General features: G+C 62.2%; 21 protein-coding genes and 1 pseudogene. 8 read left to right on the forward strand and 14 right to left on the reverse strand.

All coding sequences use genetic code 11. The annotated features are described in order from the left end of the window. The first annotated feature begins 319 nt into the window (after positions 1-319). From CH302_RS13560 to CH302_RS13575, 3 genes are all read left to right on the forward strand, one after another. Positions 320-832, forward strand: a complete 513-nt coding sequence (locus CH302_RS13560) for a hypothetical protein (protein ID WP_141216651.1) — start codon at positions 320-322, stop codon at positions 830-832. 400 nt (positions 833-1,232) lie between these two features. Beyond that, positions 1,233-1,694, forward strand: a complete 462-nt coding sequence (locus CH302_RS13570) for a hypothetical protein (RefSeq protein WP_094717151.1) — start codon at positions 1,233-1,235, stop codon at positions 1,692-1,694. A 115-nt stretch (positions 1,695-1,809) separates the two neighbouring features. Continuing rightward, positions 1,810-2,049, forward strand: a complete 240-nt coding sequence (locus CH302_RS13575) for a hypothetical protein (protein ID WP_141215468.1) — start codon at positions 1,810-1,812, stop codon at positions 2,047-2,049. A gap of 77 nt (positions 2,050-2,126) precedes the next feature. Here CH302_RS13575 and CH302_RS13580 read toward each other — a convergent pair whose 3' ends face one another. Next, positions 2,127-2,726 carry a hypothetical protein gene (locus CH302_RS13580; protein ID WP_037186477.1) on the reverse strand — a complete coding sequence of 200 codons (600 nt, stop codon included), beginning with the start codon at positions 2,724-2,726 and terminating at the stop codon, positions 2,127-2,129. Between the two features lie 789 nt (positions 2,727-3,515). Continuing rightward, on the reverse strand, positions 3,516-4,493 hold the full coding sequence (locus tag CH302_RS13585) for a hypothetical protein (protein ID WP_032407140.1): 978 nt from the start codon (positions 4,491-4,493) through the stop codon (positions 3,516-3,518). Positions 4,494-4,882: 389 nt separating this feature from the next. Between CH302_RS13585 and CH302_RS13590 the strand changes: the two genes are divergently transcribed. From CH302_RS13590 to CH302_RS13605, 4 genes are all read left to right on the forward strand, one after another. Further along, positions 4,883-6,061: a sensor histidine kinase gene (locus tag CH302_RS13590; protein ID WP_139278552.1), complete on the forward strand. Its 1,179-nt coding sequence runs from the start codon at positions 4,883-4,885 to the stop codon at positions 6,059-6,061. After that, on the forward strand, positions 6,058-6,726 hold the full coding sequence (locus tag CH302_RS13595) for a response regulator (RefSeq protein ID WP_032375872.1): 669 nt from the start codon (positions 6,058-6,060) through the stop codon (positions 6,724-6,726). Before CH302_RS13590 ends, CH302_RS13595 begins: the two co-directional genes overlap by 4 nt. Positions 6,727-6,798: 72 nt before the next feature. Further along, positions 6,799-8,001: a glycosyltransferase 87 family protein gene (locus CH302_RS13600; protein WP_015586189.1), complete on the forward strand. Its 1,203-nt coding sequence runs from the start codon at positions 6,799-6,801 to the stop codon at positions 7,999-8,001. After that, complete coding sequence (locus CH302_RS13605) at positions 7,998-9,158, forward strand: glycosyltransferase family 4 protein (RefSeq protein ID WP_015586190.1); 1,161 nt, start codon at positions 7,998-8,000, stop codon at positions 9,156-9,158. Before CH302_RS13600 ends, CH302_RS13605 begins: the two co-directional genes overlap by 4 nt. 289 nt (positions 9,159-9,447) lie before the next feature. Here the strand turns inward: CH302_RS13605 and CH302_RS13610 are convergent, their stop codons facing one another. The 12 genes and pseudogenes from CH302_RS13610 to CH302_RS13660 form a co-directional block, all read right to left on the reverse strand. Continuing rightward, positions 9,448-9,825, reverse strand: a complete 378-nt coding sequence (locus CH302_RS13610) for a hypothetical protein (RefSeq protein WP_015586192.1) — start codon at positions 9,823-9,825, stop codon at positions 9,448-9,450. After that, positions 9,822-11,903, reverse strand: coding sequence for a hypothetical protein (locus CH302_RS13615; protein WP_015586193.1), 2,082 nt, complete (start codon positions 11,901-11,903; stop codon positions 9,822-9,824). The genes CH302_RS13610 and CH302_RS13615 overlap by 4 nt, the downstream gene beginning before the upstream one ends. Then, complete coding sequence (locus tag CH302_RS13620; RefSeq protein ID WP_015586194.1) at positions 11,900-13,819, reverse strand: hypothetical protein; 1,920 nt, start codon at positions 13,817-13,819, stop codon at positions 11,900-11,902. The genes CH302_RS13615 and CH302_RS13620 overlap by 4 nt, the downstream gene beginning before the upstream one ends. Further along, the gene (locus CH302_RS30620) at positions 13,812-14,567 is read right to left on the reverse strand and encodes a hypothetical protein (RefSeq protein ID WP_230594394.1); all 756 of its coding nucleotides are present in this window, start codon (positions 14,565-14,567) and stop codon (positions 13,812-13,814) included. The genes CH302_RS13620 and CH302_RS30620 overlap by 8 nt, the downstream gene beginning before the upstream one ends. Before the next feature lie 294 nt (positions 14,568-14,861). Then, positions 14,862-15,293, reverse strand: a pseudogene (locus CH302_RS30880) (site-specific integrase); the annotation flags it as partial. A 130-nt stretch (positions 15,294-15,423) separates the two neighbouring features. Further along, complete coding sequence (locus tag CH302_RS13630) at positions 15,424-17,328, reverse strand: hypothetical protein (RefSeq protein ID WP_015586196.1); 1,905 nt, start codon at positions 17,326-17,328, stop codon at positions 15,424-15,426. A 752-nt stretch (positions 17,329-18,080) separates the two neighbouring features. Continuing rightward, entirely contained in the window at positions 18,081-18,815 is a 735-nt protein-coding gene (locus tag CH302_RS13635; RefSeq protein ID WP_015586197.1) for a type 1 glutamine amidotransferase domain-containing protein, read from the reverse strand. Further along, entirely contained in the window at positions 18,812-19,819 is a 1,008-nt protein-coding gene (locus CH302_RS13640; protein WP_015586198.1) for a cupin domain-containing protein, read from the reverse strand. Before CH302_RS13640 ends, CH302_RS13635 begins: the two co-directional genes overlap by 4 nt. Then, positions 19,816-21,294, reverse strand: a complete 1,479-nt coding sequence (locus CH302_RS13645; RefSeq protein ID WP_015586199.1) for a pyridoxal phosphate-dependent decarboxylase family protein — start codon at positions 21,292-21,294, stop codon at positions 19,816-19,818. Before CH302_RS13645 ends, CH302_RS13640 begins: the two co-directional genes overlap by 4 nt. Further along, a complete protein-coding gene (locus CH302_RS13650) occupies positions 21,291-21,602 on the reverse strand; it encodes an antibiotic biosynthesis monooxygenase (protein WP_015586200.1) in 312 nt (103 codons plus the stop codon). Before CH302_RS13650 ends, CH302_RS13645 begins: the two co-directional genes overlap by 4 nt. A gap of 22 nt (positions 21,603-21,624) precedes the next feature. Next, positions 21,625-22,461, reverse strand: coding sequence for a hypothetical protein (locus tag CH302_RS13655; protein WP_015586201.1), 837 nt, complete (start codon positions 22,459-22,461; stop codon positions 21,625-21,627). Continuing rightward, positions 22,412-23,404 (reverse strand): DMT family transporter, encoded by a 993-nt coding sequence (locus CH302_RS13660; RefSeq protein ID WP_230591638.1) that lies wholly within the window; start codon positions 23,402-23,404, stop codon positions 22,412-22,414. Before CH302_RS13660 ends, CH302_RS13655 begins: the two co-directional genes overlap by 50 nt. 92 nt (positions 23,405-23,496) lie before the next feature. Here CH302_RS13660 and CH302_RS13665 point away from each other — a divergent pair, with 92 nt between their 5' ends. Next, entirely contained in the window at positions 23,497-24,354 is an 858-nt protein-coding gene (locus CH302_RS13665; RefSeq protein ID WP_158514280.1) for a LysR family transcriptional regulator, read from the forward strand. The last annotated feature ends 241 nt before the right edge of the window (positions 24,355-24,595 follow it).

The raw sequence follows: 24,595 nt of genomic DNA on the forward strand, positions 1-24,595 counted from the left end.
CCTAAGTTTCAAAATTCCGATCGGGAACGGCAAGGGGTACCTTCAGCTCTTATGACGGTCGTTCATCTTGTGTCTATTGTCCAAGGTTGATTTAGAGGCTGCCTGCGATCAACGACTCCGGCGGTTGTGTGCGGACTCGATCGCCTGCCCGGGAGAAGCGTGCCGCCGGCTGGAAGATGCGCCCCTGCTCGGGGAGGTCGAAGCGAACGAGGTCAAGTGTAAATTCGAGACGGTGAATGTCCCGACGTGGCAACAACTCACAGCGCGCAATGCCGCGGCGACCGACCTCAACATGTCAGGCTCGCTGCACGTTGTCGGTGTGACCGACACAGGCTTCGTCGACGACCGTTTCGAGTTCCGCTACGGCCGGGGTGACCGCTGGTGGGTCGAACGCAATGGCGAGATCGTCTACTCATCGTCGAGCTCCACTGATACGGTCCCCGTCGCCCGCATCGATGGACAGATGGTCCACCAACGCACCACCAGCCTGATCCGCCTCGGCGCACTGTTCACCCCGCGAGATCTCTTCGGCCCGCGTTCACTCCTGACTCGGCGCACACCACCTCAGCACGTCACCCAGGGCCCGACGGCGATCGACCACGCTGACCGTCCGGCATGGTCGACCGAGCTGACATCGCCCACTGGACTCACCACGACAATCGTCATCGACGATGGAACCGGCCTCATCGCGAGCCTAAGCAGCCGCGATCACAGCAAGGCGCTCCACCTCGAGAAACTGACCGAACACGCTGAACTGCCCGACGATCGATTCGCGTGGGACGGTGACACCATCGAATCGAATGATCTGAGGAGCTTCCGGCTGTCCTGGTAGCTCACTGCCGAGTGACCCTGGCTGGTACGTGGTATCCGATCTGCATGCAGACGTGCGCGTATTCCTGCATGCACGGGTCGACGTGCGGATGTGGTCGATCCGTGCGCAGATCAGTTCTGGGGCGGGCAGCATGGACGACCATGGGCGATGTCATCGAGTTTGTGCCGCGGTTCTCACTGACTGATCGGCAGCGGGAGTTGTTACGGATCCACGCGTGGGTGTGCGCCGACATGGCGTACGACGACGTCGAGGAGCGCGGTGATGATCCGGTCGACACGGTGCGGTGGTGGTATTTGTTGAACCGACTTCCCGAATGCACATTCGCCGATTTGTGCCGCGGTTCTCACTGACTGATCGGCAGCGGGAGTTGTTACGGATCCACGCGTGGGTGTGCGCCGACATGGCGTACGACGACGTCGAGGAGCGCGGTGATGATCCGGTCGACACGGTGCGGTGGTGGTATTTGTTGAACCGACTTCCCGAATGCACATTCGCCGAGTCCGCTCTGTGGCGACGTCAGATGGCCCGATCTTTCGACGACTTGGCTCAGGACCTCGACGCTGGTCGGCTACCCCGGCCTCACACGATCGCCGAACAGCTCGCGCTCATGATCGTCATCGCCCAAGCCGCCGCAGCGCTGGCCGATGAGGTGTATGGCGACGATGTTGCCGTACTGGCGTCCCATCCGCGGGACGTCGACTGGGACGCCGTCACAGACGTTCTGATGGGCGACCGCGATGTCGAGGTGTTCTATCACCCGGCGACAGCGGCACACGGTCTACGTGTCTTTCCATGCGATACGTGGTTCACGGCCATGGACGGACACGAGCCACGTGACCCTCGGCGGGGATTTCGACGGTAGAAGCCTCGGGTCATCGCGAACACAACGCGACCAGCAACTTGCCATTGTTCGGCAGGTCTTTGATGCTTGATGGTGTTGTGCACTATGGCTTTCCGTGTTCGGGTACGGTGCGATTATGGCTACGAACATGCTTATCGACCCGGCTCGTGTCGTCACCGCCCGAGGCCGTCACCTCGGGAATTATCGCTTCGGGCTCGTCCGCTACGAGCCTGAGAAGTGGGGGCGGATCATCACAGCCCCAGATGAGGGTCAGACGATTCTCGTTGCACCGGTCGACGGTTCGGACGCGTTCGATCTATCGGTGATCCGCGACGCTGAGTTCGACGTTCTTCCGGTTACCTCGGATGGTGTCTGAGCCGCCCAGGGGGAGAAGCAGAGGGCTGACATCGTCGAGTGTGCTTCCGCGGCTGGGGGTGTGAGCCTTTGCTCGTGTCATCCGAGGCGACGGGACGGGCGGGGCACTTTCTCGGGTTCGTTGTTGTCGACGACGTTCCAGTAGCGGCCGTTGGCGTCCATTGCCGAGTACCAGATGCTAACGAATGCGGGAGCCGGGTTCTGCTCGGCGGGATCGTCTGATTCCCACCGGATATTGAACGTTTCACCCGCCTCGAGCACGGCCTGCCTCCGCCAACCACCCGATCTGATCGGTGTGTCCTCCGACAGGGCTGTCTCTGCGAACGCCCGCATATTCACCGCGTCAGCGTCGTCTTCGACCTGGGCGCGGAAGCCGTGAATTTCGATCTCGTACAGCGGGTCCTTGCTGCGATTGGTGAATTCTGTGCGCCACTGTTGCTTTCGGTTCGCGTCGAGGCCGTCGGGCCACGGGAGCATGTGCAGTAGTCGGACCTGGTTCGCCTGGTCCTCCAGGTCCGAATGCCGCGTCGATTGGTACGACCGGAGGGCGAGTACGACGCCTGCGGCGGTGAACAGAGCACCACCTGCCGAGACCCATGCCGGCAGCGAGCCCAGATCCACGTTGGTGTGGGTACTCGTCAGAGCAAGGACGGCGACCAGGCCGAGCGCTACGGCCATGGACCATGCCCAGTCTCTTTTGCGTGGACGTGCACGCCAGAAATCGCTGATGGGGCACCCGATCGCGGCACAGCCCAATACAAGGCCTATGAGAGCTGTGGCTACCCAGAACTCCTGGAAGACCCGATCTACGGTCCACCCCGTCCGGTGGAGGGAAAAGGTGCCGAAAATGACGGCGAGTGCACCGCACACCAGGCCTGCGATGCGGCTCCAGGGGCGATCTCCACGCATTGCTTTCACCCAATCACCCTAAGGAGGTGAGCCCACCTGTGCCGCCTGCAGGCACCCTCGCGCCTGGCCGGGTTGGTGTGCAGTGCAACCATCGACTGCGAACTTCCGAACTGACCACGAACAGGCAGACTGGCGCAGCAGGGGCAAGGCCGCACAACGACCCCAGCCGCCCTGGAAGCTAGGCCGTAAGCACCGTGGCACTCGCGCACCAGACAGCTACACAGCACCCCTAGAGCCCGCCCCAGCACGATCGGCAGCCTGGCCGGGCCTTACCCAACGGACGGTTCAACGCGCGTTCTCTGCGATCGACACCTGCTCGTCGTAGAGCACCGCGTCGAAGTGCACGAAGTTGCACCGCCTCGAATACGCCGGCTTCGTCATCGCCACCAATGCCAACAACGTGAGGGTGGATTCGTAGAGTGCGAACCATTCGTTCTCTGGCCGTTTGCAAATGCGGGGTTCATCGCCGTGTGCGAGGTGATTGCGGGCGTCGACGAGGTCTCCTTCCCTTGCCGCCCTCGGGCAGTTGGCCGCAGAGCCGATTTTGGGCCTCAGGCACTACGACGCGAAGGTTCCAGCCCAGTCACCAAGGGCGGTGACAAAACCTGCAGTGTCATCTGGGTCGACCTCGGCGATCCACTCGTGGCCGCGACGTATGCGCAGCTTGCCGTACGGGTTGGGTCTGCCCGGGGAATGTGTGTGCGGTCCGAAGCGAACGGGAGTGATGTAGCACGGTGTGTCGCCGTCGCTGATTTTCCCGGGGTGCACAGCGACAACGCAGTGTGCCTCGCAGGGATCGGTATGTGCCCGTGCGCGTCCGCCGTGATGGTTGCATGCAGCGACGAGTTGTTCCATCCGTCGGATTTGTTTCGCGGCCCTCAATCGGTCTCCGAAATCGAGTCCTTCGCTGTAGCAGGTGCGTAGGTAGCCGGATGCGCCTTCGGGTAGAGGTCCTATGGAGCCGAATTCTTGAACGCGGGTGACCAGGCCGGCTTGATTGACTCTGCTGTCGGTTTCGTATTCGTCGCGAGTGTGGTCGAGTAGGTCGCGTCGTTCGTCAGCGTCGGTTTCGAGTTCATCGGCAACAGAGAGTCGTTGTGTGGTGGTCAGGTCGTCGAGTAGGGAGATGAAGTAGTCGTCGACGAGCTGCTCTGCCAGTGCCGAGGACGTCCACGTTTCTCCATGGCGCAGGCCGTCGGTCGAAACTGTTTGTGGCCCAATTCTATTGGATGTTCGGAGCTGCACGATCAATTTCGATATGGCCGTGGCTATCTCTGGGTAGGTGTCGAGCCACATAGCTGCGTCCCATGCGGATTCCGATAGTTGAGTGAGGTAAAAAGCAAGGCTGTGAGCGTACGAGGCGCTGGCGACGGTGGTGATCTTGATGGAATGTTCTTCTGAGTCGAAGCCCGGCCACGTCGCGATTACCGCTGCCCGGTCGTGTGATGCCTTCATTACGCTGTAGCTGGTCATGATGGTGCCGCCTTCTCGTTTGAGAGCCGGGCCGAGCCGGGCGACCAGGAGTGCACGTGGCACTGCCGGACTGGTTGCCAAGCAGGGACAGCCGAAATAGTGGAGGATTTGCCGGAAACCCCGTAGCACCACCACGGCGTCGCTCCTGACCATTCGAGTATGTCACCCGAACGTGGCTGAGGGCAACGACAAGGGCTATGTCCGGCTCGCCGTAGGTCGTTCAACCTGTGTCACCGTCCACAGTCGATCTAGAAGCTGTCTGCGATCAGCTTCGCCGCGCGCCCACGACTGCATCGTGGGCGGCCGCGCAATCTTCGATTTGAAGCGGATCTTCTCAAAGTAGGGTCGTGTCGGTGATTGCCGAACTGACAGCCGGAATCAAAACGGCCCTGCGCCCGACGTTGCCCACAATGAGAGGGCGGACCGACGAGCCTGGTAGTCGGCCGAGATTCATGGCGCTTGCAGCTGGAGCGGTGCTTGTCGCCGTGCTGTTCGGTACTGCGATAGGTCAACTGACGAGTATGGTCAACTCGGTCGCCGCCAGTTACGTCCTCGGCGCTGTTCAGACACTTCCCCTCCTTCTGATCCGGGTGGCACCTCTGCTGACCTGGCAGTTGATCGCACTCGGGATGTTCGCCGGAACGCTGTCAGGGCTGGTTCAGGAAGAGGTTTTCCCATGGCCGGCGGCAAGTTGCATTGCGGCGGGGCTCGCCCTGTATCGAGTGGCCCGAGTGCATCCGCCGAACGTGGGAGCCGCGGTCGCCCTCGTGTCCTTCCTGGCGGTCGTGGTCCCGACTGTCTTGACGGTGAAGATGCCACCGTTCGCTTTGCTGATCATTGCCGCGACGTTGGCTGCGATCACCGTCGCGGGAGTGGTCATGATGCGACTGTCGTCGGCGGAAACCGCCCTGGCGGACGAACAGCAGCTCCGCATGGGACAGGAGCGGCGTCAGGCGGTGATCGAAGAGCGGGCGCGGATCGCACGGGAACTGCACGATGTAGTGGCGCACCACATGTCGATGATCGCGGTGCAGGCACAGGCCGCACGGTTCAAGAGCCCCGACCTCCCACCCGAGGCGATTGCGACGTTCGACGACATACATCGCGCATCGGCAACCGCACTGACCGAGATGCGCCAGGTTATCGAGGTCCTTCGTGACCCGGACGAGGCAACTGAACACTCACCGGCACCGAACCTGTCCGACATCGGCGCCCTTGTGAGCCAATGGAGCGCGGCCGGAGCCCACGTCACGTTGTATACGGACGGGGAGCTCGACACGCTGCCGGAAGCGCTGTCCACTACCGTCTACCGCATCCTCCAGGAATCGCTCGCCAATGCAGCACGTCACGCACCCGGCACGAAGGTTGAGATACGCGTGACCCGCACGAACGACGAGCTTCGGGTGACTGTCGGCAACGAAACCGAACAGGTGTCCGCCGATTCGAGAGGCCGAGGACACGGACTTGTCGGTATCTCCGAGCGGGCAGCCGCATTCGGCGGAAGCATGACTGCCGGGATGACGAAGAACGGACGATTCGAGGTGTCTGTAATCTTCCCAGTTCGCGGACGAAACATCCCACCACGCAGTAACATTGGCGATGATCCGAGCGCAGTGGAGCGCCGCCGATGACCATCAGGGTTCTGCTGGCGGACGACCAGGAATTGGTGCGCGACGGAATCGCAGCCGTACTCAGGGCCGAACCTGACATCGTCGTGGTCGGTGAGGCCGCGAACGGTGCGGAGGCCGTCGATCTTGCTGTCAGCCTGCGGCCCGACGTTGTCGTGATGGACATCCGAATGCCAGTGCTCGATGGAATCCGGGCGACCGAGCAGATCCTCGCATCACAGGGCGAGAGGACGAACTCGATCCGCGTGCTGATGCTCACGACGTTCGACCTCGACGATTACGTGTACGAAGCGCTCAGTGTCGGTGCAAGCGGGTTTCTGCTCAAGCAATCCACCGCAGCGGATTTCGTCCGGGGCGTCCGCACAGTCGCGTCCGGGGAATCGATGCTGGCACCGACTGTCACAACCCGGCTCATCTCGGAGTTCGCCCGGCGTCGGCGCGGTCGCCCGAACACCGCCGCAGTGTCGGCGTTGACTCCCCGAGAGCTCGACGTGTTGGACGCTCTGGCCACGGGTCTGTCGAATCGAGAGATCGCGTCCGATCTCGTGCTGGCGGAGGAGACAGTGAAGACCCACGTCGGGCGGATTCTCACCAAGCTCGACCTTCGTGACCGGACGCAGGCTGTCGTTTTCTACTACGAAAATGAACTCTCCCACCGACTCGACTAGCTCCTCCGGGGGATGCCGAGTTTGGCTCCGATGCGTGACGACATAGTCCCACTGTCTTTGTAGCGTCGAAACATGCTCTTACAGAGGGATTCTCGTAGCATTGTCGGTCGGGACCGCCTACTCGTCGGGATCTACGTGGCACTCGCCGCGTACACGGCCGTGTACGTGATGACCACCGAATTGACCACGCATCGGGTGTGGGGAGTGTGCGCTGTCACTGGCTATCTCGCTGCGGGTGCGGTCCTGTTGCGATCACGTAATCGACCTCGAGCGGCTGGTGTCGCTGTGTTGGGCGCTGTGTTGGTTCCGATGATCGTGCTGATCGGGGGCGCACTCGCGCAGCTCGAGGTTGCAGTAGTCATCGACTCGGCCCGCCACTTGCTCGACACCGGCAGTCCATATGTCAATGACCCTCACGAGCTGACTCAGTACAACCCGTACCTTCCGGCGATGGCGTTGTTCGGGCTGCCTGGCGTCGTCCTGGAGGGTCCGCTCGGGGACCCCAGAGTCTGGTTCGGAGTGTTCTTCGCCGCCTGTGTGCTCATCGTTGTTCGGCTGACGAGATCCGACCGGGGACGAATCGATCAGGAGTCGTTCGGGAAGCTCGGGCTTCTCACAGCGTCCCCTCTCATCGCGATTCCGCTGTGCACAGGTGGGGTGGATCTGCCGGTCATCGGTGCTTGTCTGCTCGGTTTGGCGCTGATGGCGGCAGACCGCCGATGGGCCGCGGCTGCTGTGTTGGCGTTCGCATGCGCACTGAAGTGGACCGCATGGCCGGTAGCCATCGTCGCGTTGGTACTACATCGTCAACGCGCCGGTACATGGTCAGCAGTGCGGGTCAGTGCGGTGTCCGTTGCTCTGGCGGGAGCGGTAGTCGTTCCTCCAGTGATCCTCGATGGCGGCGCACTGGTGGAGCACACGGTGTTGTTCCCACTCGGTCGCGCAGACGTTCCGACTCCGGCAGGCTCGTCGGTGATCGGCGGCGCGTTGGCGGAAGCGGGCGAGTACGGCCACATCGTTTCTTTGCTCGCACTTTTCGTCGGTGCCATCGTCATCGGAATCAGACTGTGCGTGAAACCACCGCGCACGTTCGCGGCGGCCTGCTCGATCGCTGCACTCGGGCTCACCGTGCTGTTCCTTCTTGCCCCTTCGGCCAGGTTCGGGTACTTCGCCTACCCTTTGATGTTCTGGGGAATGGCGTGGATTGCGAGGGTTCCCGGAACGGACACCGCCGTCTCGAGTCCCAATCGTGAAAGCGAGCGGGTCGCGGCATGAGCCGGACCTTGATCGTGACCAACGACTTCCCGCCGAGGCAGGGCGGCATCGAAACGTTCGCATCGGAAATGGCTCACCGCTTTCCGTCCGAGTCGATCGTGGTCTACACCTCGGCGGAACGCGGAGCAGCCGCATACGACGCTTCGCTTCCATTCTTGGTCATACGGGACCGCAGCCGAACCCTGCTTCCGACGGGACGGGTGATGCGCAGGGCAGGTCGAATCGCGCTCGAACACGGCTGCGATACCGCGTGGATCGCTGCCGCAGCTCCCCTGGGCCTGATCGCTCCCGCGCTTCGGGCCTGCGGGGTGAAGCGGGTCGTCGCCACCACTCACGGGCATGAAACATGGTGGGCCAAGGTTCCTTTGACGCGGTGGGGATTGCACACAATTGGCCGTTGGGTCGACGTGCTGACGTACATCTCCGGCCATACCTACCGCGCAATCCTGCCAGCGGTTACGCCCGATACAGCGTTGGTGCGTTTGAGCCCGGGCGTCGACGTCGAACAATTCAACCCCGTGCGCGGCTCCGTGGCGGGCCCCGATCCATCCCCGGACGGCAACAGCGGCGTGATCGTGTGCACCGCGCGTCTCGTCCCGCGGAAAGGCCAGGACTCGTTGATTCGTGCGCTTCCTGCGGTTCTGGAACGACATCCCGACACCACGTTGCTTCTCGTCGGCGACGGCCCTGACCGTCGACGTCTGCAGCGTCTGGCCCGGACAAAGGGCGTGGAGAACGCGGTGACCTTCGTTGGGGGACTTCCGCACGAGCTCGTTGCGCAAGTCCTCGCCGGCGCCACGATCTTCGCGATGCCGTGCCGAACGCGTCGCCTGGGACTCGAAGAGGAGGGACTCGGTATCGCATACCTGGAGGCCTCCGCCATGGGACTGCCGATCATCGCGGGTGATTCCGGAGGTGCCCCCGAAACCGTGCAGGCAGGCCGAACTGGCTATGTAGTCAAAGACGTCGAGCAATTGACCCAAGCCATCGTCGAACTCCTCGACAACCCGGTCCGCGCCCGCGCGATGGGTGAACGCGGACGCAGTTGGGTTGCGGCGCAATGGACTTGGAATACCGCGTATTCAACTCTTCTCACTGCTCTGTTCCCGAACGTCCTGGCAGACGGCCAGGATCGGTCGAGTACGCCACAACAGTGATTCGCAAAACCGCCTGACCCTGCGATCTAGACCTACAGCTCAGAGCGGTGGCGGTAACTCGGGGCGGGTGTGAGCCGGTCCGGGCACGAGAGCTGCAACACCGGAGTCGCCGGAGCTTCGAGGTGGGGTGAGATTGTCGCATTGGGCTCAAGGCTTCGCTCCATTCGCGTTGGCCACTGGCTTGCGTATCCGCCCGGGAAGCGTTTGGGCACGCGATATGTCAACCTGACCAGCGAGGTCACGGCTACGGCCGACGCGGATCGGAGTTGGGCTGGAGAAGGTGCCAGCTTCATCGAGGTCTGAGTGTGGTGACGCCGGACGTCTTATCGAGCTCCGCTGTCATCGCTGCGTTGTCGAGGGTGAGTTGACGGATTGCGTTCGCGTAGATCGCCACTAGCTTTTTCAGGTCGGAGTTATCGCGCCGCAGTCGAGCGAGATCGTCTGCTGCACTGTCTTTTCGGCTGACCTGTGTCGCTGCCCGACTCTTGTTTTGTTGCTGGAACCAGGTGATGAGGGCGGGATAGTTCCGGTAGAACGTCGCGTGGGTAATGCCGAGACGGTCCTCTACCGAGGTGACGGTTGCTCGACGCCCCGATGTTTCGCATTCGGTAAGCACGCCATCCATCGCGGCCTGGACTGCGGCGTCATCGGGGAGTGGTTTCTTCACGGTGCTGTGAGTGAAACGTTGTGCTCGTCGGTGAGGAATTCTGCGATTTCGGATCGTTTGAGTTGGAGGCGGTGACGAACATAGGGGCCCAGACGGACGGTGTCGGAGAGTTCGCGGTCGTAGGACTGCAGCGCTTCCTTCATCTGCTCGCGGTTGCCGGTGGTCAGTGCTGCGTTGCGGCAGCGCAGTGGTTGGCAGTCCGGCAGTGACGGTCCGTCTCGTCCGTCGCTTCGTCGGCAGAGCGCGCGGTCGGGGTTGTGGACGCAGGTCACGAATTCGCCTGGGTAGATGTGGGGGTCGTGACGTGCCATGTGGCGTTGCATTCGTTTGGGGTCGTTGATGACCGTGCCGTCGAATCGAACGTGACGCTCGAATTCAGCGAGCCGTCGTTCTGCCTCGGCGGCGGCGGGTCCGGTCAGACGGTGCAGATCCGGGTTGGTGATCAGGTCGGCGAGCTTGTCGCCGCGGGCGATGTCGTCTTCGGCTTCGTCGCGGAACCCCGACTGGGAGGTGCCGGCGTAGCCCTCGAACATCTGGACGCGCACGTGGCGATATTGCAGTGCCCCGGCGATGCTCCCGCCGGGGCGTCTCGCGATGTACCAGGCCAGGGTTCGCCGGAACTGTCGGCTGCTCAGCTTCCATGCCGCGCCATTGACCTCGGGAATCCGATCGCGGTGACCGAGTTTGCTGCTGAATTTGTCGATCCAACTTACGAAGTCGGCCAGGTCGCGGTTCGTGGCAGCGGTAGATTTCACATGGTTGGGCCGCGGGCTGCCGCTTCTTCTCGAGGTCGGGGGCAGCGCAAACAGGTATTTCTCCGTCGTGGGTTGCAACCGTTCCAGGACTGCAACTGCCCGTTGTGCAGGCGCGGTAACGACCCAGGTGGCGGCGACCCCGGTGGCCTGTCGTTCACCTTTGAACGCCACTCCGGTTATCCGGTGCCTTGCGACCTTTCCGGTGTCGTCCCGCCATACCGATACGCATCCTCGCTGTAGGTGTTTGACCTCGCTGTCCCGCATGCCGGAGAGGTAGATGATCACGATGTAGCAGGCGATGTACAGCATCCTGGTGAGTTCTTCGAGTTCCGCATATCGGATCCGTCCCCGCCAGAGTTGTCCGTCCAACAGTCCGTCGATCGGTGCCCGCAGGTAGGTGTCGTCGTCGATCCCGAGCTCGGCGACGGCAGCGATGATGACCGCGCCGGCGGGCCGGGTCGGGCCGACGACCGAGCGGCCGAGATTGGCTTCGCGGCGCAGGTGACTCAAATTCACCGTTCCTTGGTAGGCCGGAAGCGCGCGTCGTTCACCGCGATAGCGAGCTATTACCCGGGAGATCGCCGCGACGTTGGCCCGTGTGTCTGTCTGCGGCCCTCGGCGATCTTGTCCCGGCGCGGCCGGGGGTCTTTGCAGCGTGTGCCACTCTGCCCCGGCGCGGAGCACATCGGGTGCGAAATCGTCGACCCATCGCATGGCCCAGACCAGTAGCGGTGCGTGCACCTGCTCGGGTATGCGGGCGGTCTCGTTCTCGTGTCCGTGCTGGGAGTGTCCGGACCGGGGTGTATCGAGGGCGGCGGCCGGATCGAAGGTCAAAGGATCATCGAGGTGTGCACGGCAGAGCCACAGCAGCTGAAAGGCCCGCGGAAGGTGCGCTCTGCTTCCGTCGGTGAGGCGGAGCTCGTGCACATGCTGCTTGAAGGCCCGTAGGTCGTCGCGCGTGATCGCGGAGATCGAGCGTAGGCCACGGTTGTCGACCCAGCGCAGGACCGCACCCACTTGCCCGGACAGGTTTGCGACCGTGTCGATCGCCTTGATGCGTTCGCACCCGCGAGGACGATCCGCCCGGAGCAATGCGTAAGTAACCTGTTTCGCGACCTCGCGAAAACTCTTAGGAACATTGGTGAAGTCGATGGATATCTGCTTCTGGTGTTGTTGTCGCTGTGCGGGTCCCAGCCTCCACACCATGTCCGAAAAGCGTGCCGTGTCTTCGAGTACCGCGCCCGGTCGCAAAGTTCGGTCCCCGAGCACCAGCGTTTCGGCAGATATCCGTGCTGGCCCGGGGTGGGGTGCTGGCAAGCTCATGCGAGTTCCTTCAATCCGTCGAGCAGGTCGGCGGGTAGGTCGTCAGGTTTCGCGGCGCGGGCCTGTTCCTGTTGCGCATCAGTAAATTTGGGAAGTATCAGGCGGGTGATGATCAGCCAAGTGACGCCGTGCCGACCACACCAATCGTCGATGTCGCGTTGGTCGAGATCACGTTGAAGCCAGTCGAGCAACGAGAAAAGGTGGGGGAGGTGGCGTTCGGTGACCAACGCGTTCGGGCAGCGCAGGCAGGTCAGGAAGGACACCCCACACACTCCGCCGCCGCTGAATGGGCTGTGCTCGAAGTCCAGACACGAACTCACCAAGGTGTCCAGTTCGCCGTCGACTGCGCGCCGGATCTGATCGACCGAAACACCCAGTCCGGCGGCGGTGCCAGTTGGATCCGACACGAATGCAGCCGCCCCAGTGGGTCCGAGAATTCTCCCACGGAAGGCATGAGCATTGTGTTCTGCCTCGTGGAGTGCTTCGGTGAGTACCTCATCGGCCCAGTCACGCACCCTAGGATCGCTACGCAGGTAGTGCAGAAATGACACATCCGGCGTGTTCGTTCTCGACGCAGACCTGAGATGCCCTCCGACAGCGCGTGTTCGACGCACTTCCACCGTGGTTTTCAGACGGTTCATCGACAACACCAACGGTTCCGCCCCCGGACCATTGCCGTCGGCTGTCAGACCATGCTGCGCAACCCACTTGCGATGCTCGAGCCATCGGCCAACCTGCAGATCGAAAGGGTCGATGTGACCGTTGGCTGCCGAGCGCGTCCGGATGAAGTCCGCTGTTCCTCGCATGTTGTCACGTGTCCAAATGGACCACACCCGTCGGCTACCGCTGAATGCTCTGCTACTGCTGGTCAACTCGTGGAGCAGTAGGAAGAAGCCGCCGGGGGTGTGCAGTCCGGAGTCGTTCGGGCCGCCCTCCCAGTGCACTGTTTCGCAGGTACGAGCCTTTCCTCGCCGGCGCTTGATCACGTTGACCGCTACCGCGCGATCCTCCAGAACGCGGTGCTCGGGCGAAAGCTCCTTGATTGTTTCGCTGTTACGGCCACTGAGTCCGACGCCCAGCACGAGCAGGGGCAGCACGTCGCGGGTCGTGAGAAATAGTTGACCGGCCTTCGTCAGCCATCCGGCCAGGTCGGTGACAGATCCGGAGACAGTGCTCGGGCGTTGCGGTGGTGTGACGGCACCGGTGCTCGCCATCTCCGCCAGATGCGCGGCTCGCTCGCGTTCTGCCGCTGAAAGCGTGTGCGGCTGCAGCTCGAACACGGACAGCAATCGCCGCGACGACCGCAGCCGCCCGCGAAGGGCAGCGACGTCCGAACGTGCCGCTGCCATGATCGCCATGAACTCGCGGTCCGAGTATCCGGGAGCCGCGCCGGCCCCGGGTCGGTGAGGTTCATGGAAGTCACCCGGTCGCGCTACGTATTCTGCGACCTCCCAGTGCAATCGGGTGACCGGCAGGTGGCGAAGTATCAGTTTCACTGCAGCCATCTGTTGGGTCACGCGCGTCGCAGTGGTTCTTTTGAGCTGCAGTGCGCGATAGTGCTCGAGATTCGCCACCGTCACTCGGTCCAAACAGACAGGCGGCTGTGGGAGATCGCCGAGGAACCTCAGGAAACGCTGCAGAGTGATCCACCCGTTGTCGGCACCCGAACGGGTGCGCACCTGACCCACCGGCCCGATTCGAGCCGCCCATGCGACAGCCAGATCGGCGTGAAGCTCAGGGCAGGGCAACCGCGCGAACGAATAGTGCGCTGTCCTGTTGTCCTCGCCGTAGAACCGCACAACCGGCGGGTCGCCTGCTGATTGCTCGGTGACATCGGGCTGGTAGTAGCCATCTGGATGCGGTGCCACGTGATGCAGTCCCGCACGGCGCACTTGGCCGTTGATCGGCTCAGACAACGCAATTGTCCGTGCCGGATAAGTCGGGGTCGACTCGCTTCTCGACAACGGTGGGCTCCCACCCGTCGGGGACCAACGCCACGCGCGTCTCCATCTCCAATTCCGAGAGGGTGTGCAGGTAGATCTGTGTCGTCTCGATCGAGCGATGCCCCAATCGAATGCGGATCCAGTTCAGCGGGTCGCCGAACACACGTTGGTACGTCTCGCGCTGAGGTCCCGACATCGGTGTCAGCTCCTTGATATGCCCGCGCCACAGTTGTTCGAGAGTGATCACGGCAAACGAATGCCGAAGCATGTGCGGATGACACCGGATCGGGACCTCGCGGCGCACACAGCGGCGGTTTGCTGTCTTGAACACTTCCTGCCACGCGGACGGCTTGCTCGGAAGACCGTCCTCGTTGATCCACAGGGCAATTGGCTCCAAGCCCTCGCGGCACTCGATGAAAGTACGGCGCCGCTCGTCGTGGGTGAGCTTGGCAGCGTCGACCCGTTCGCCGCCGATTCGAACGAACGGCCGAAGCCGATTGGCAACGATCAGCGGACTCCGAATCTGCTCGTACGCGCCGTTCGCCTGGGCCATCTCGATGGCTTCCGCCCGCTCTATCGCGATGTAGTTCCATACCTCGGTCAACGTCGACATCGGGAAGTAGATGTGGCGGGCCGATCCACCCTTGGCGATACTCCGCGGAAGCCACGATCGAACGTTCAACGTGCCCGCTACTGGGTGAGGGAATTCGAACACACTCAAGCTTGTCTGCTCGGACAACCGTAAACCGGTGCGAATCATCAGGTCGCAATAAGCCCCGTTCCGTGAGGCAAACCGTCCGCGGAACGCCGGATCCGGCAACCCTGCCATGTCGAAACCTCGGACACCTATATCGCGCCACCGCCGATACGTGGCCGGTGGGAGCCACGCGACGTCATTGACTCGGCCCCTGTGCGATGACTCTGCCGGTGTTTGACCGCGGGGTCTCCGTGGATCTCGGCTGCGAGATAGGCGCTGCACGAACGGGTTACATGCGGCGTGCCCGCGTACGACTGCCCAGCGATAGAACTGGTTCACCGTCGCTACCTCACGGTCCCACGTCGTAGCTTCTACTCGTGCGCCCGCCGGGTCGAGCAATCGCCAATGCTTGTACGCATCACGATCGCCTGGCGTTGCATCAGTCCATGATCTCTGGGATCGGTTGTCCCATAGGAATTTCAGGAACCGTTTCAGGTCGTACGCATACGCTGCCTGGGTGGTCGGCGGTGCGTTGATCAACTCCGTGGTGAAAAAGTCGTTCAGGCGTACGTCGTATCGTCCGGACGGATCGATCAGGTACGGAGTGCCATCCGGCGTTTTGCCGGTGTGAGGCAATCTGTCGAGATCCTCCGATTCAGCCCCCGGGTCGTTCACTGACCGAGGTATAGGCAACTGCTGACGAGTGAAAAACAGTCGCCAGCCCAATACGCCGGAACCCCCCGAATGCACAGCCGCAAGCTATCACCGATACCTGCGGACAAAGTTCAGAACCGCATAACGCCTCGATCACCAATGGTGCCCCGCCGACGCCGCCCAGCCCGTCGAGTAGCTACCGGAGCGGGGTGTTCGGGCTGGCCGATCAGTCTTGTTCTGTAATCGGTGTTTTCCGATGGGCAAGTGCGTTACTCATCAACGCATCCATCCATTCCCGTGTCATGTCCAAGCCTGAGTGGTTTTCCAGCAGTTCAGCGGCGGTAGCCGCCACCTTCTGTGAGAATAGAGCCAGAATGCTGATTGACTCGTGCGCCACCAGAGTCGTCACCACATTCAGTGCGTCACCACGCGCGCGTTGCAAGGCGTACGGCTCGTGAGCGTCGAGCTGCAAGTCCTTCAGGAGCTCTCTTGCGCCTTCCCAGTTAGGCTTTTTGTGGGCGTGCGCGTATGCGCCCAATACTCGATTCCAAGCCGACAGTCGACTCCACCCGGCGGTCTCTATCCACCGCTGGGGCTTGTTGTGTACGGATTTTTCAAGGCGCTGCGCTTTCTCCGGTTTCGTCCGGTGGACTCTTGATCGAGCGATTTGTTCGAGCGTGCATCGAAGCGAGGCCATCGCCCGGTCGTCGTCTTCCAACCACAGCCAGTATGCGGACCGCAACGTCGACGACACCAGAGCCAGTGGAGTCGATGCTGCTGGTAGCAGAGGACCGTTGCGTGTCCACAGAGCAGCAAGAGCTGCCAACTCGGCAACCACGATGTAGTTCGTCCCGCGCGAGGCCACCGAGTCAATGTTGAAATCGTCGCCTAGTTCGTCTCGCTCGGCGGCGAGGGCTCGTAGCGCAAACGATGCACTCGCCTGGCGATGAGCGCCGAAGGCTAAAGTCGCAAGCTCGTCGTCCCGATACAAGCGACCTGCGGGCCGATGATTCCAGGCCAGCGACTCGTACGTGGATCGTTGATCGTCTAGGTAGCGAACAAACACCGGCAAGAGGCCTTCATCGGGCGACAATGGCATGACTGTAGGCAATCTCGGCAGTACGAACGATGCCGAATAAGGGAGGGCATCATCTGGTGGTTCTTCACACGCGACGTCAGCCGACGGCCGTACGGCAAGGTTGATACTTGCTATCAACGTCACGGCGTCCTCGGGATCGCCCTGCCGATACAGGCCAGCAGCCGTCATGTACTGGATCTGGGTAAGGCTCAAGCTCAACGCGTCCGCTATGCAGTCCACCGCGCCGTATACGACACTTGGTACATCGAATCTGCTCAGGAGCGCGGCCGACTCCCACCACATGGCTTCCTCGAAGAGTCGCGCATGCATTATTTCGCTGAGAACGCCGTAGACGACGGCTGGGCATACTTCACGTCCGTTCGCCAGGACGACGTGCTTATGAGGTGCGGTTGGCTCCTCTGTGCTTGCGGAGCTGTCGTCGCCCTCGATATCTTGCGCAGTAGTCGGGTCTGCGTCGCCCTCGATGTTGGATGATTCCGGCGGTGCGCCAGGATTTGGCATGCGCTCGGCGTATGCGGTCCACGCACGCGCGATGAAGTCCTCCACTTTTTCAGACGGATGTTGCTCGACTCCGACGACAGGTGCCATGACCGCAGTCCATCGTTCGAGTTGTTGTCGGGCGATCGTGGCAGCGGCCACCACTTGTCCTGCGAGAAGCAGTCGGGTGGCCGCGACGCAGCTGTCCACTCCCCAACCGAGGTCGTGAGGCCATTTGCCATAATAGGCTGACGGTGCGCGATCCAAAGTGAGGTTCAGCTTGCGATGCGCGATATCCAGTATTGCTATCGGTGCCAGAAAAAGGATTGCTTCGAATCGGAATCCATCCGGCAGCTTCTCCGTGTTCTTCATCCTGACGTTGTGGCGCGCAATCAGAGTCTCGGCCAATCGATCGGGTCCAGATCCGCACATGCGCTCGTAATCGCGCACTTTGGTGCCGACTCGCCGTCCACGGTCATCTTTGCGCTTCGCTTTGCGTTCTGCGCTGCTCAGATGGTCCATATCGCCAGGCGACGGAATGCTTGCTCTGTCCATTCGTGCAGCCTACGAGGTCGAGCAATGCTAGGTCGCCGAATGCAGTCAGCCAGCTGTAGAGTGGTCCCAGCATGCACGACGCCTCCGGGGTGATTGAGGCGAGGTCTTGAATCGTTTTGGCCGGTGATCCGGGAAGTGCTATCGCAGGTATCGAAGCGGTCAATTCCGTAAGGTCTGCCGGGCAGCGGCGCGGCAGAATTGATGCGACAATAGGACTACTTAAAGTATCTGCCTTCTACTCTTCGCAGAGTTCGTTCTCATCGTTTGGAGGAATGGGTTGCTCAAGCGAAAAGGTGAATTACCTGCTATAATTGGTGGATGCCGGAAAAGCATCGGTAAATCTATTGAATGGAGGATCTATTTGAATCATGATAGATAAATTATACACCTTAGCGGCGATCATTGTTGCCGTGACAGAAGTAATTAAGGCAACAACGGGATTGGTTGTAGCAGCGTCTACATTGATCCCTTCGATATTAATGTTGATTTGCATTATTGCGGCGCTTTAATCGATGGAAAGACCCGTCACTCGACCTAGGGTGGCGGGTTTTCTGTATCTGTAATGTCGGTTTTCATGGTCGTGTTTTCGTTTCGGTCGGTCAGTGGTTAAGAATGCTGGTCGTGGCGACTTCGGCCAAGACGTCAATCCTGACAGACAGAATAGGCCTCTAAAATTCCAAATCCCACGCACGTTACAGCGTTCCGAGCAGTTCCATCCAGGGATAAAGCCGAGAGGTCAACCGGCCGGTGAACTAGCGAGTTCCTGAACGGGTAGTCGAACTGGAGTAGTTTGCGATCCGTTGGGTCAGCTGTTCTGCGACCGCCTCGGTGGAGGCGGGGTTCTGTCCGGTGATGAGCGTGTCGGTGATTTCGATGTGCTGCTGCCACGGGTGTCCTGCGGTGTACGTGCCGCCCCGGCGCTGGATTTCCTGCTCGACGGTGAAGGGGAGCGTGCCGAGCAGTCCTACATCGGCTTCCTCTTGGTCCGAGAAACTCGTCATCGTCAGGGCTGCATACGGCCACGTTGCTCCGGATGCTGTGTCGGCAAGCAACGCCGCAGTTCCATGGCAGACCGTCGCGATCGGGGTCCCCTCCCGTCGGAGCGCGCGGAGAAACTCTCCAACGTGAGAGTTCTTGTGCAGGTCCACCACTGGCCCGTAGCCGCCGGGCACAAAGATCCCGTCGACGGTAGAGGGGTCAACCGTTTCGAGCGCGGCCGGCGCGCGCAAATTTTCGCTCAGACCGGATAGGTACGTTCTGTACCCGTCAGGGTCTGGGCTGTGAGGGGCGTGCATGCTGTCGGGCTCGACGTGCGCAGCGCCGCCGCCGGGTGTCGCGATGATCGTCCGTATGTTTGCGGCCGTGAAGATTCGATGGGCTGTGATGAACTCTTCGGCCCAGAAGCCGCATGGTTGAGTGGAGCCGTCATTGAGCGTCAGAATGTGGGCTTCGGACAGCAGGATCGTGATGGTCGACGTTGGTGTCACCGTTGTGCGTCTTTCTCTTCGCGGTAGAGACCGAGGGCGGTCATCGCGGGCGCGTCGTTGAACTCGAACAGCACGGCTGGAATGTCGGTGTCGTTGACGTAGCTGACAGTCGACCACGATGGAACGGCGAGGCTGTCTCCTTCGCTGCACCGGAACGGCTTTCCGTCGACGTGGATGGTGGACAACCCTTGTGCCCCGATCAAGACGGCGGAAGCGGTGCGCCGCATCGGTTGTGTTTGGATCCCTGCAGGTAGGAGTGTGAATGCAGCATCGATGACCGGTGTGACAGGGTCGTGGGTTCCTTCTGCGTGCAGGGTGTGTCGGTATGCGTGGTGCGGGTCGGCCTCGTGGGTCCGCTGTTGCTCACCGAGAGCGCGAAGTACGTTGTCCCACTTGTAGAGCAGCGGCTCGCTCAGGTTTCGGTGGTGTCTGTCTTGCGCGAAAATGTGGGGCTCGAGGTGGGTGTTGTCGGTGTGGAGCTCGAACTGTGTCGCGGCGAGGGCGGCGACGAGGGGGTCGTTGGTGCAATCCTGCCAGATGGCGGGGGAGTCGGTGGGGCTGTCGTTGCCGTGCTCATGCCATTCGCCGGCGGGGGTGATCACCACGTCGCGAGGCTCGAGATACATCTTGGTTCCACCGACGGCCGTCCATGCCCCGTCACCCTCGTGCATGTAGCGCAGGGCCGTCGGCGCGTGCCGATGCGGGGTCATACCTTCACCGCGGTTGATGATCTGCAGCCCCGAATAGAGATATCCGACGGCGGCCTCGCGGGCATGGCCCGGATTGGCGAGGGTCAGTACCCGTAGAGCTGCTCGGTCGCCCTTGACCATGTCGGCGGCCGCGATCGCGAGCGGTCGAAGCTCGGCATAACTCCAGTGCACGGCATGGGAGTCGGGGGCCGGGGCCCACGGCAAGTTCTCGTTGGCCGCGGACCACCGCCCGATGGCGGAGATTGCTGCCGCCTTCTCGTGCAGCATGGCCTCGGTGGAAATGGTGGTGGTCACGATGCAGGTACCTCCTGTTGGGTGACGGTCACTGAAGCGAGTGGTCGGGGTGTGCCGACGACGGCGTCGGCTGCCTCGGTAAGTTCGGCAACCAGTTGGTCGATGTGGTCGGCAGTGGTGTGGATGTTGCCGATGGACACTCGGATGACGTAGTGGCCGTCGAGCTCGGAGTGGGAGAGCAGCGTCCGGTGGGTGCTGTTGACGGTCTCGAGGATCTTCCGCGTCGCCTGTCCGTCGGCAGAGGAGATCCGGAGGCAGAGCAAGGGGAGCGGCGAATCGTTCGCGAGATGCCACCGCGGGTCTGCGGCAAGGGCGTCTCGCAGCCTCGTCGCCAGGGTGAGACTGTGTTCGAGTCGAGTTCGGATGCCTCGTATTCCGAAGGCGCGCAGGGTCCACCACAGTTTCAGAGCTCGGAATTGTCGCCCAAGGTTGAGGGTGTAATTCATGTAGTCGATACCGCCGGTGGTGTCGGTACGCAGGTATTCGGGAACCAGTGTGAAGGCGGCTTCGAGTGCTCCGGGGTGACGGCAGAACAGTGCCCCGCACTCCATAGGGGTGAAGAGCACTTTGTGTGGGTTGGCGACGAGAGAATCGGCGGCCGCGAGTGACGGAAGGACCTGCGCGATGGCCGGGGCTATGCGCCAGAAGCCTCCGTACGCGGCGTCGACGTGCAGCCACACTCGGTGGTCGCGGCACACGGCCGCAATCGCCTCGACCGGGTCGAGAGCACCTGAAGTGGTCGTACCGACGGTGGCGACAACAGCGATCGGTGTGTAACCGTCCGCGACGTCCGATCCAATGCGAGTCGACAGAGCAGCAGGATCGAGTTGGCCGCTAGCGTCGGTGGGTAGGCGTACGACATTGTCGAGCCCGATGCCGAGAGCGATCGCAGCTTTGTCGACCGACGAGTGGGCCTGGTCGGAGGCGTAGATCCGGCCGGGTTTCTGGCCGGATGTTCCGTGATGTCGAACCTCGGGCTGTGCCCGGTGGCGGGCGGTGGCCAACGCGTAGAACGTGCCCAGTGATGCACCGTCGACGAGCAGTGCGTCTGCGGCGGGGTAGTCGAGCAGTTCGGCGAGCCATCTGGTGACGGTGTCTTCGACGGCGGCAGCCGAGGGCGCGCTCTTCCACAACATGACGTTGACGTTCAATGCCGCAGCGGTCATCTCGGCGAGGATGGCCGGTCCGGAGGAACTGTTGCTGAAGTAGGCGTGGAATCGTGGATGGTTCCAGTGCGTCAAATGCGGAACGACGTTGTTCCAGGTGTCGTCGAGTATGTCGGCGAAATCTGTTGCCTCGGACGGCAGCTCGCTGTCGATCGCGTCGGCGACATCGGCCGCATCGGCCGGCGTCGTGACGGGCACGTCGTCGAGCGCGGCGAAGTGTCGACATATTCGATCGAGGGTGTCGGTGCCGAAGGCTTTGAGCTGCTCGGGAGTCCAGTCGCCAGTCGGCTTTGTTGGGTCGGGGGTCATTCGACGTCGACCGGCAGCTCGTGGGCGAAGACGACCTCGCGGGGGCGTTCGCAGTACCGGCGGTAGAAATCTTCGAGTAGTGGCGTCTCCGATTCGAGGAGGTGCGTGGCGTGCTCGGCGCTTTCCCAGGGGTAGGTCATCGTTACGCGTTGGGGGTCCGATGCGTGCTGGAAGAAGCGCGCGTGGCCCGCCCACCCCGGGTGGTGGTGTGCGTTGTCGTCGAGGAGTTCGTCCATTTCTTGCAGGACCGAGAGGGCGTTCTCGGCCGCTTCGGCGGTCAGGTGCCAGGTTTCGATGACGGTGATCATGAGAGGGCGAAGCCTTTCTGTTTCAGTTGCTCTGACCGGTGCTGTCGAAGTGCTCTTGCAGCAGTGAATCGCCGCCGGGGACGAATCGTTGGCAGATGAGTTGGTGGGCGCGCCGGTTCTCGGCCTGGCTCTTCCAGAGCCGTCGTGCGGAATCTGCTGCGACGCCGGGAAGTTCAGCCGTCTTGAGCGTTGTACGGACGATCTTGGCGCGGGTGAGCATCACGTCGTGATCCCGGTTGAACACGGCGGAGAACCCGGGTTCGAGCCAGGGCGGTTCCATGGAAGGCCGGACGAAGTCACGGTAGATCTCCGGTGAGAAATCGGACGCGTACCGCATGCTCTCGGTCGCCCCGGCGTAGAGAGTCCCTAGTTCGGTGAGTTGGTGGGCGAGAGTGGGCCACTGCTTGTTTGCAAGGCACTCCAGCACTGCCGCGAGCCGGCTGTTCATGGATATGACGAACAGGTGGAACAGGTGGTGGCCCTTCTTCCAGCGTGTGATCGCTTGTCGTGCAGAGTCGTTCGGAGCCTGCGGGGTGCGATTGTCCGCACTGTGGTCCGTCGGCGCTGCCAATTGGGAAGGATCTCGTTCCCGTGCGGACACGGCTGCTGCGGCGGAGGCATCGCCGACGACTACGGCCAGGGCGTCGAGTAGGCGGAGTCGTGAGTCGTTGTCCAGAGTGGACTGCGGCAGATCTGTGGTGATGGCGGTGACGACGGTCAGTGCGCTGACCGCCCACGCGTGCGGGTCGTTGCTGCGGGAGATCCTGAAGTAGGTGTCGTATTCGGCGCTGCGGGCGACAGGGATGGTGCTATCGGTGGGTAGGACGACTCGATCGATGCTCGTCGGAGATGGGGTCATGAAGGCCTCTTCCGTGGCTTGAAGTGGAGTCAGGGTGGTGGGGGTGTCGGGTTGCGGTCCAGACGGCTCCGACGACGACGGCGGCTCCGGCTAGTTGAATCCAGGTGGGTCGCTCGCTGAGGACAACGAATCCGAACGCGATAGCCAGCACAGGCTGCAGCAGGAGTAGGGCCGCGACGGTATTAGCCGCCAGCGATCGGGATCCCGAACTGATGAACAGCCAGGCGGCAACCTGTCCGAGCAAAGCGAGCGCGATCATCCATCCCCACGCGGCCGCGGAGATGTCGAGATCGAGGTCTCCGAGGCCTGCCGAGACAATGCCGGCAGTGACCGTTGCCGATGCGGTGGCCACACAGATCGGGGTGACCAGATGGCTGGGGCTTCGCTGGGTGGAGCGGCGGTTCAGGAACAGGTAGGCCGCGTACGCGGCACCGGCGGAGATTCCCAGGATGGACCCGCGGAGCGCGTTGTCGGCTCCTGTTCCGCCGATGAGTCCGCCGGCGAGTGCAACGCCGAGCAGCATGCAAGGCACCGCCATGAGGAATCGTCGGGGGATTGCGGTTCGATCGACGACGAGCGCGATCAGCGGCAGCACGACGACCTGGACATTGATAAGGACGGTGGCGATCGAGGCACCGACGTCGAGGATGCTCGCGGTCCACATCACGTAGTCCGCTCCGAGGAAGACTCCGGCACCAATGGCCATGGGATACAACCTCGTCGGCATTGCGCCGCGTCGGTGAAGTTCCCACAGCGCCATCGGAACGAGAGCCGCCAGCGCGATCAGACATCGTAGAAATGCCGCCGTCCCCGAGGTGACATCGGCGAGTTTGACGAAGGTTGCGGACAGTGACAGCGACGCGGCACCGGCGATGACCAGCGCCGCATTCCCGCCCACCCCCCGATCGGCGGCGTCAGCTCTCGGTATCGCGGTTCTGGTCACCTGGTCAAGGCAACCAGTTACAAACCGATAAGTCTACTAGCCAGTTCTACCGCTGAAACAGTAGTATCACTTATATGTTGTCGTGGGATCGGATGAAAGTTTTCGCCGCAGTAGCCGAACAAGGTTCGGTCACTCGAGCTGCAGAATCTTTACACCTCACCGGACCCGGAGTGTCGCAACACATCCGCAAGTTGGAGAAGGAAGCCGGCACCACCCTGGTCGAGAGAGAGGGAAGGTCGATACGGCTGACCCCCGCCGGTCGCGCACTGGCGACACGTGCGGCCGCCATGTCCGCTCTCGCCGAAGCCGCAGAAGACGACCTTGCCTCGATCGACACCGACGTTGCCGGAGCGCTGAGAGTAGGCGCGGTCGCAAGTGCATTACGTCGGCTGGTGGTCCCAGCTCTGGCAGACCTTGCTCGCACGTATCCACTGCTGCGCCCCGAGGTCGTCGACGGAGAAGGAATCGATTTGCTCGACCGCCTCCAGCACCGCACCCTCGATCTCGTCGTCTTCGAGTCCTGGGACCATCGGCCGGCGACGGTCCCCGCAGGTATCGACGTCCACACGCTCCACACCGAGGATGTACACCTCGCGGTACCGATCGAGGACAACCGTGAGATGGCAACCCTCTCCGGCGAAACGGAATCGATCTGGACGGTATGCCCATCAGGGTCGGATGCGCACTCCGCGCTCGTGCACGCATTGCGCGAAGCTGGAGTCGAACCGACGATCCGCTACGAGGTGTCCGACTACTCGACCCAACTGGCCCTCGTCGAAGCAGGTCTGGCCGTCGCGCTGGTTCCGGACACCGCGCGAGTCCGAACGGCCAGGGTGCGGTATCTGCCGACCGAGCCGGCCGTGACACGTTCGCTACGTGCGGCGAGCTCGACCCGAATCCCGGCAGTCGGCGCGCTCCTGAATGCGATGAACGTGATTCTCGCAGGCTGATTCCGCGGCCGATCTCACCCGTAACGCTCGGTTATCAGGACTGCTCAAAAGGTAACGGGCAGGCACATGACATCTGCGAAACAGGTTGTATGGCAGTGATTGTCAGGGCGCAGGTATGCGCTAGATCCGGGTTCACGGCCACCGGAGGCGGGGAGATCGAGAATGCTGAACGTCAGCAGGGCGACGGTGGTGGCCGAACACTGTCCGACACGCCCGTGGGATCAAGCTTCGTAGAATTCCC

Origin of the sequence: Rhodococcus sp. 15-2388-1-1a, from assembly GCF_002259145.1 — a bacterium.
In the GTDB taxonomy this organism is placed as follows: domain Bacteria; phylum Actinomycetota; class Actinomycetes; order Mycobacteriales; family Mycobacteriaceae; genus Rhodococcoides.

What these genes read in the sequence shown, in the direction of transcription:
- CH302_RS13570 (WP_094717151.1), top strand. Translation starts at nt 1,233, where the DNA reads ATGGCGTACGACGACGTCGAGGAGCGCGGTGATGATCCGGTCGACACG.
- CH302_RS13575 (WP_141215468.1), top strand. Translation starts at nt 1,810, where the DNA reads ATGGCTACGAACATGCTTATCGACCCGGCTCGTGTCGTCACCGCCCGA.
- CH302_RS13580 (WP_037186477.1), bottom strand. Translation starts at nt 2,726, where the DNA reads ATGGCCGTAGCGCTCGGCCTGGTCGCCGTCCTTGCTCTGACGAGTACC.
- CH302_RS13590 (WP_139278552.1), top strand. Translation starts at nt 4,883, where the DNA reads ATGGCGCTTGCAGCTGGAGCGGTGCTTGTCGCCGTGCTGTTCGGTACT.
- CH302_RS13595 (WP_032375872.1), top strand. Translation starts at nt 6,058, where the DNA reads ATGACCATCAGGGTTCTGCTGGCGGACGACCAGGAATTGGTGCGCGAC.
- CH302_RS13600 (WP_015586189.1), top strand. Translation starts at nt 6,799, where the DNA reads ATGCTCTTACAGAGGGATTCTCGTAGCATTGTCGGTCGGGACCGCCTA.
- CH302_RS13605 (WP_015586190.1), top strand. Translation starts at nt 7,998, where the DNA reads ATGAGCCGGACCTTGATCGTGACCAACGACTTCCCGCCGAGGCAGGGC.
- CH302_RS13615 (WP_015586193.1), bottom strand. Translation starts at nt 11,903, where the DNA reads ATGAGCTTGCCAGCACCCCACCCCGGGCCAGCACGGATATCTGCCGAA.
- CH302_RS13630 (WP_015586196.1), bottom strand. Translation starts at nt 17,328, where the DNA reads ATGGACAGAGCAAGCATTCCGTCGCCTGGCGATATGGACCATCTGAGC.
- CH302_RS13645 (WP_015586199.1), bottom strand. Translation starts at nt 21,294, where the DNA reads ATGACCCCCGACCCAACAAAGCCGACTGGCGACTGGACTCCCGAGCAG.
- CH302_RS13650 (WP_015586200.1), bottom strand. Translation starts at nt 21,602, where the DNA reads ATGATCACCGTCATCGAAACCTGGCACCTGACCGCCGAAGCGGCCGAG.
- CH302_RS13655 (WP_015586201.1), bottom strand. Translation starts at nt 22,461, where the DNA reads ATGACCCCATCTCCGACGAGCATCGATCGAGTCGTCCTACCCACCGAT.
- CH302_RS13665 (WP_158514280.1), top strand. Translation starts at nt 23,497, where the DNA reads ATGAAAGTTTTCGCCGCAGTAGCCGAACAAGGTTCGGTCACTCGAGCT.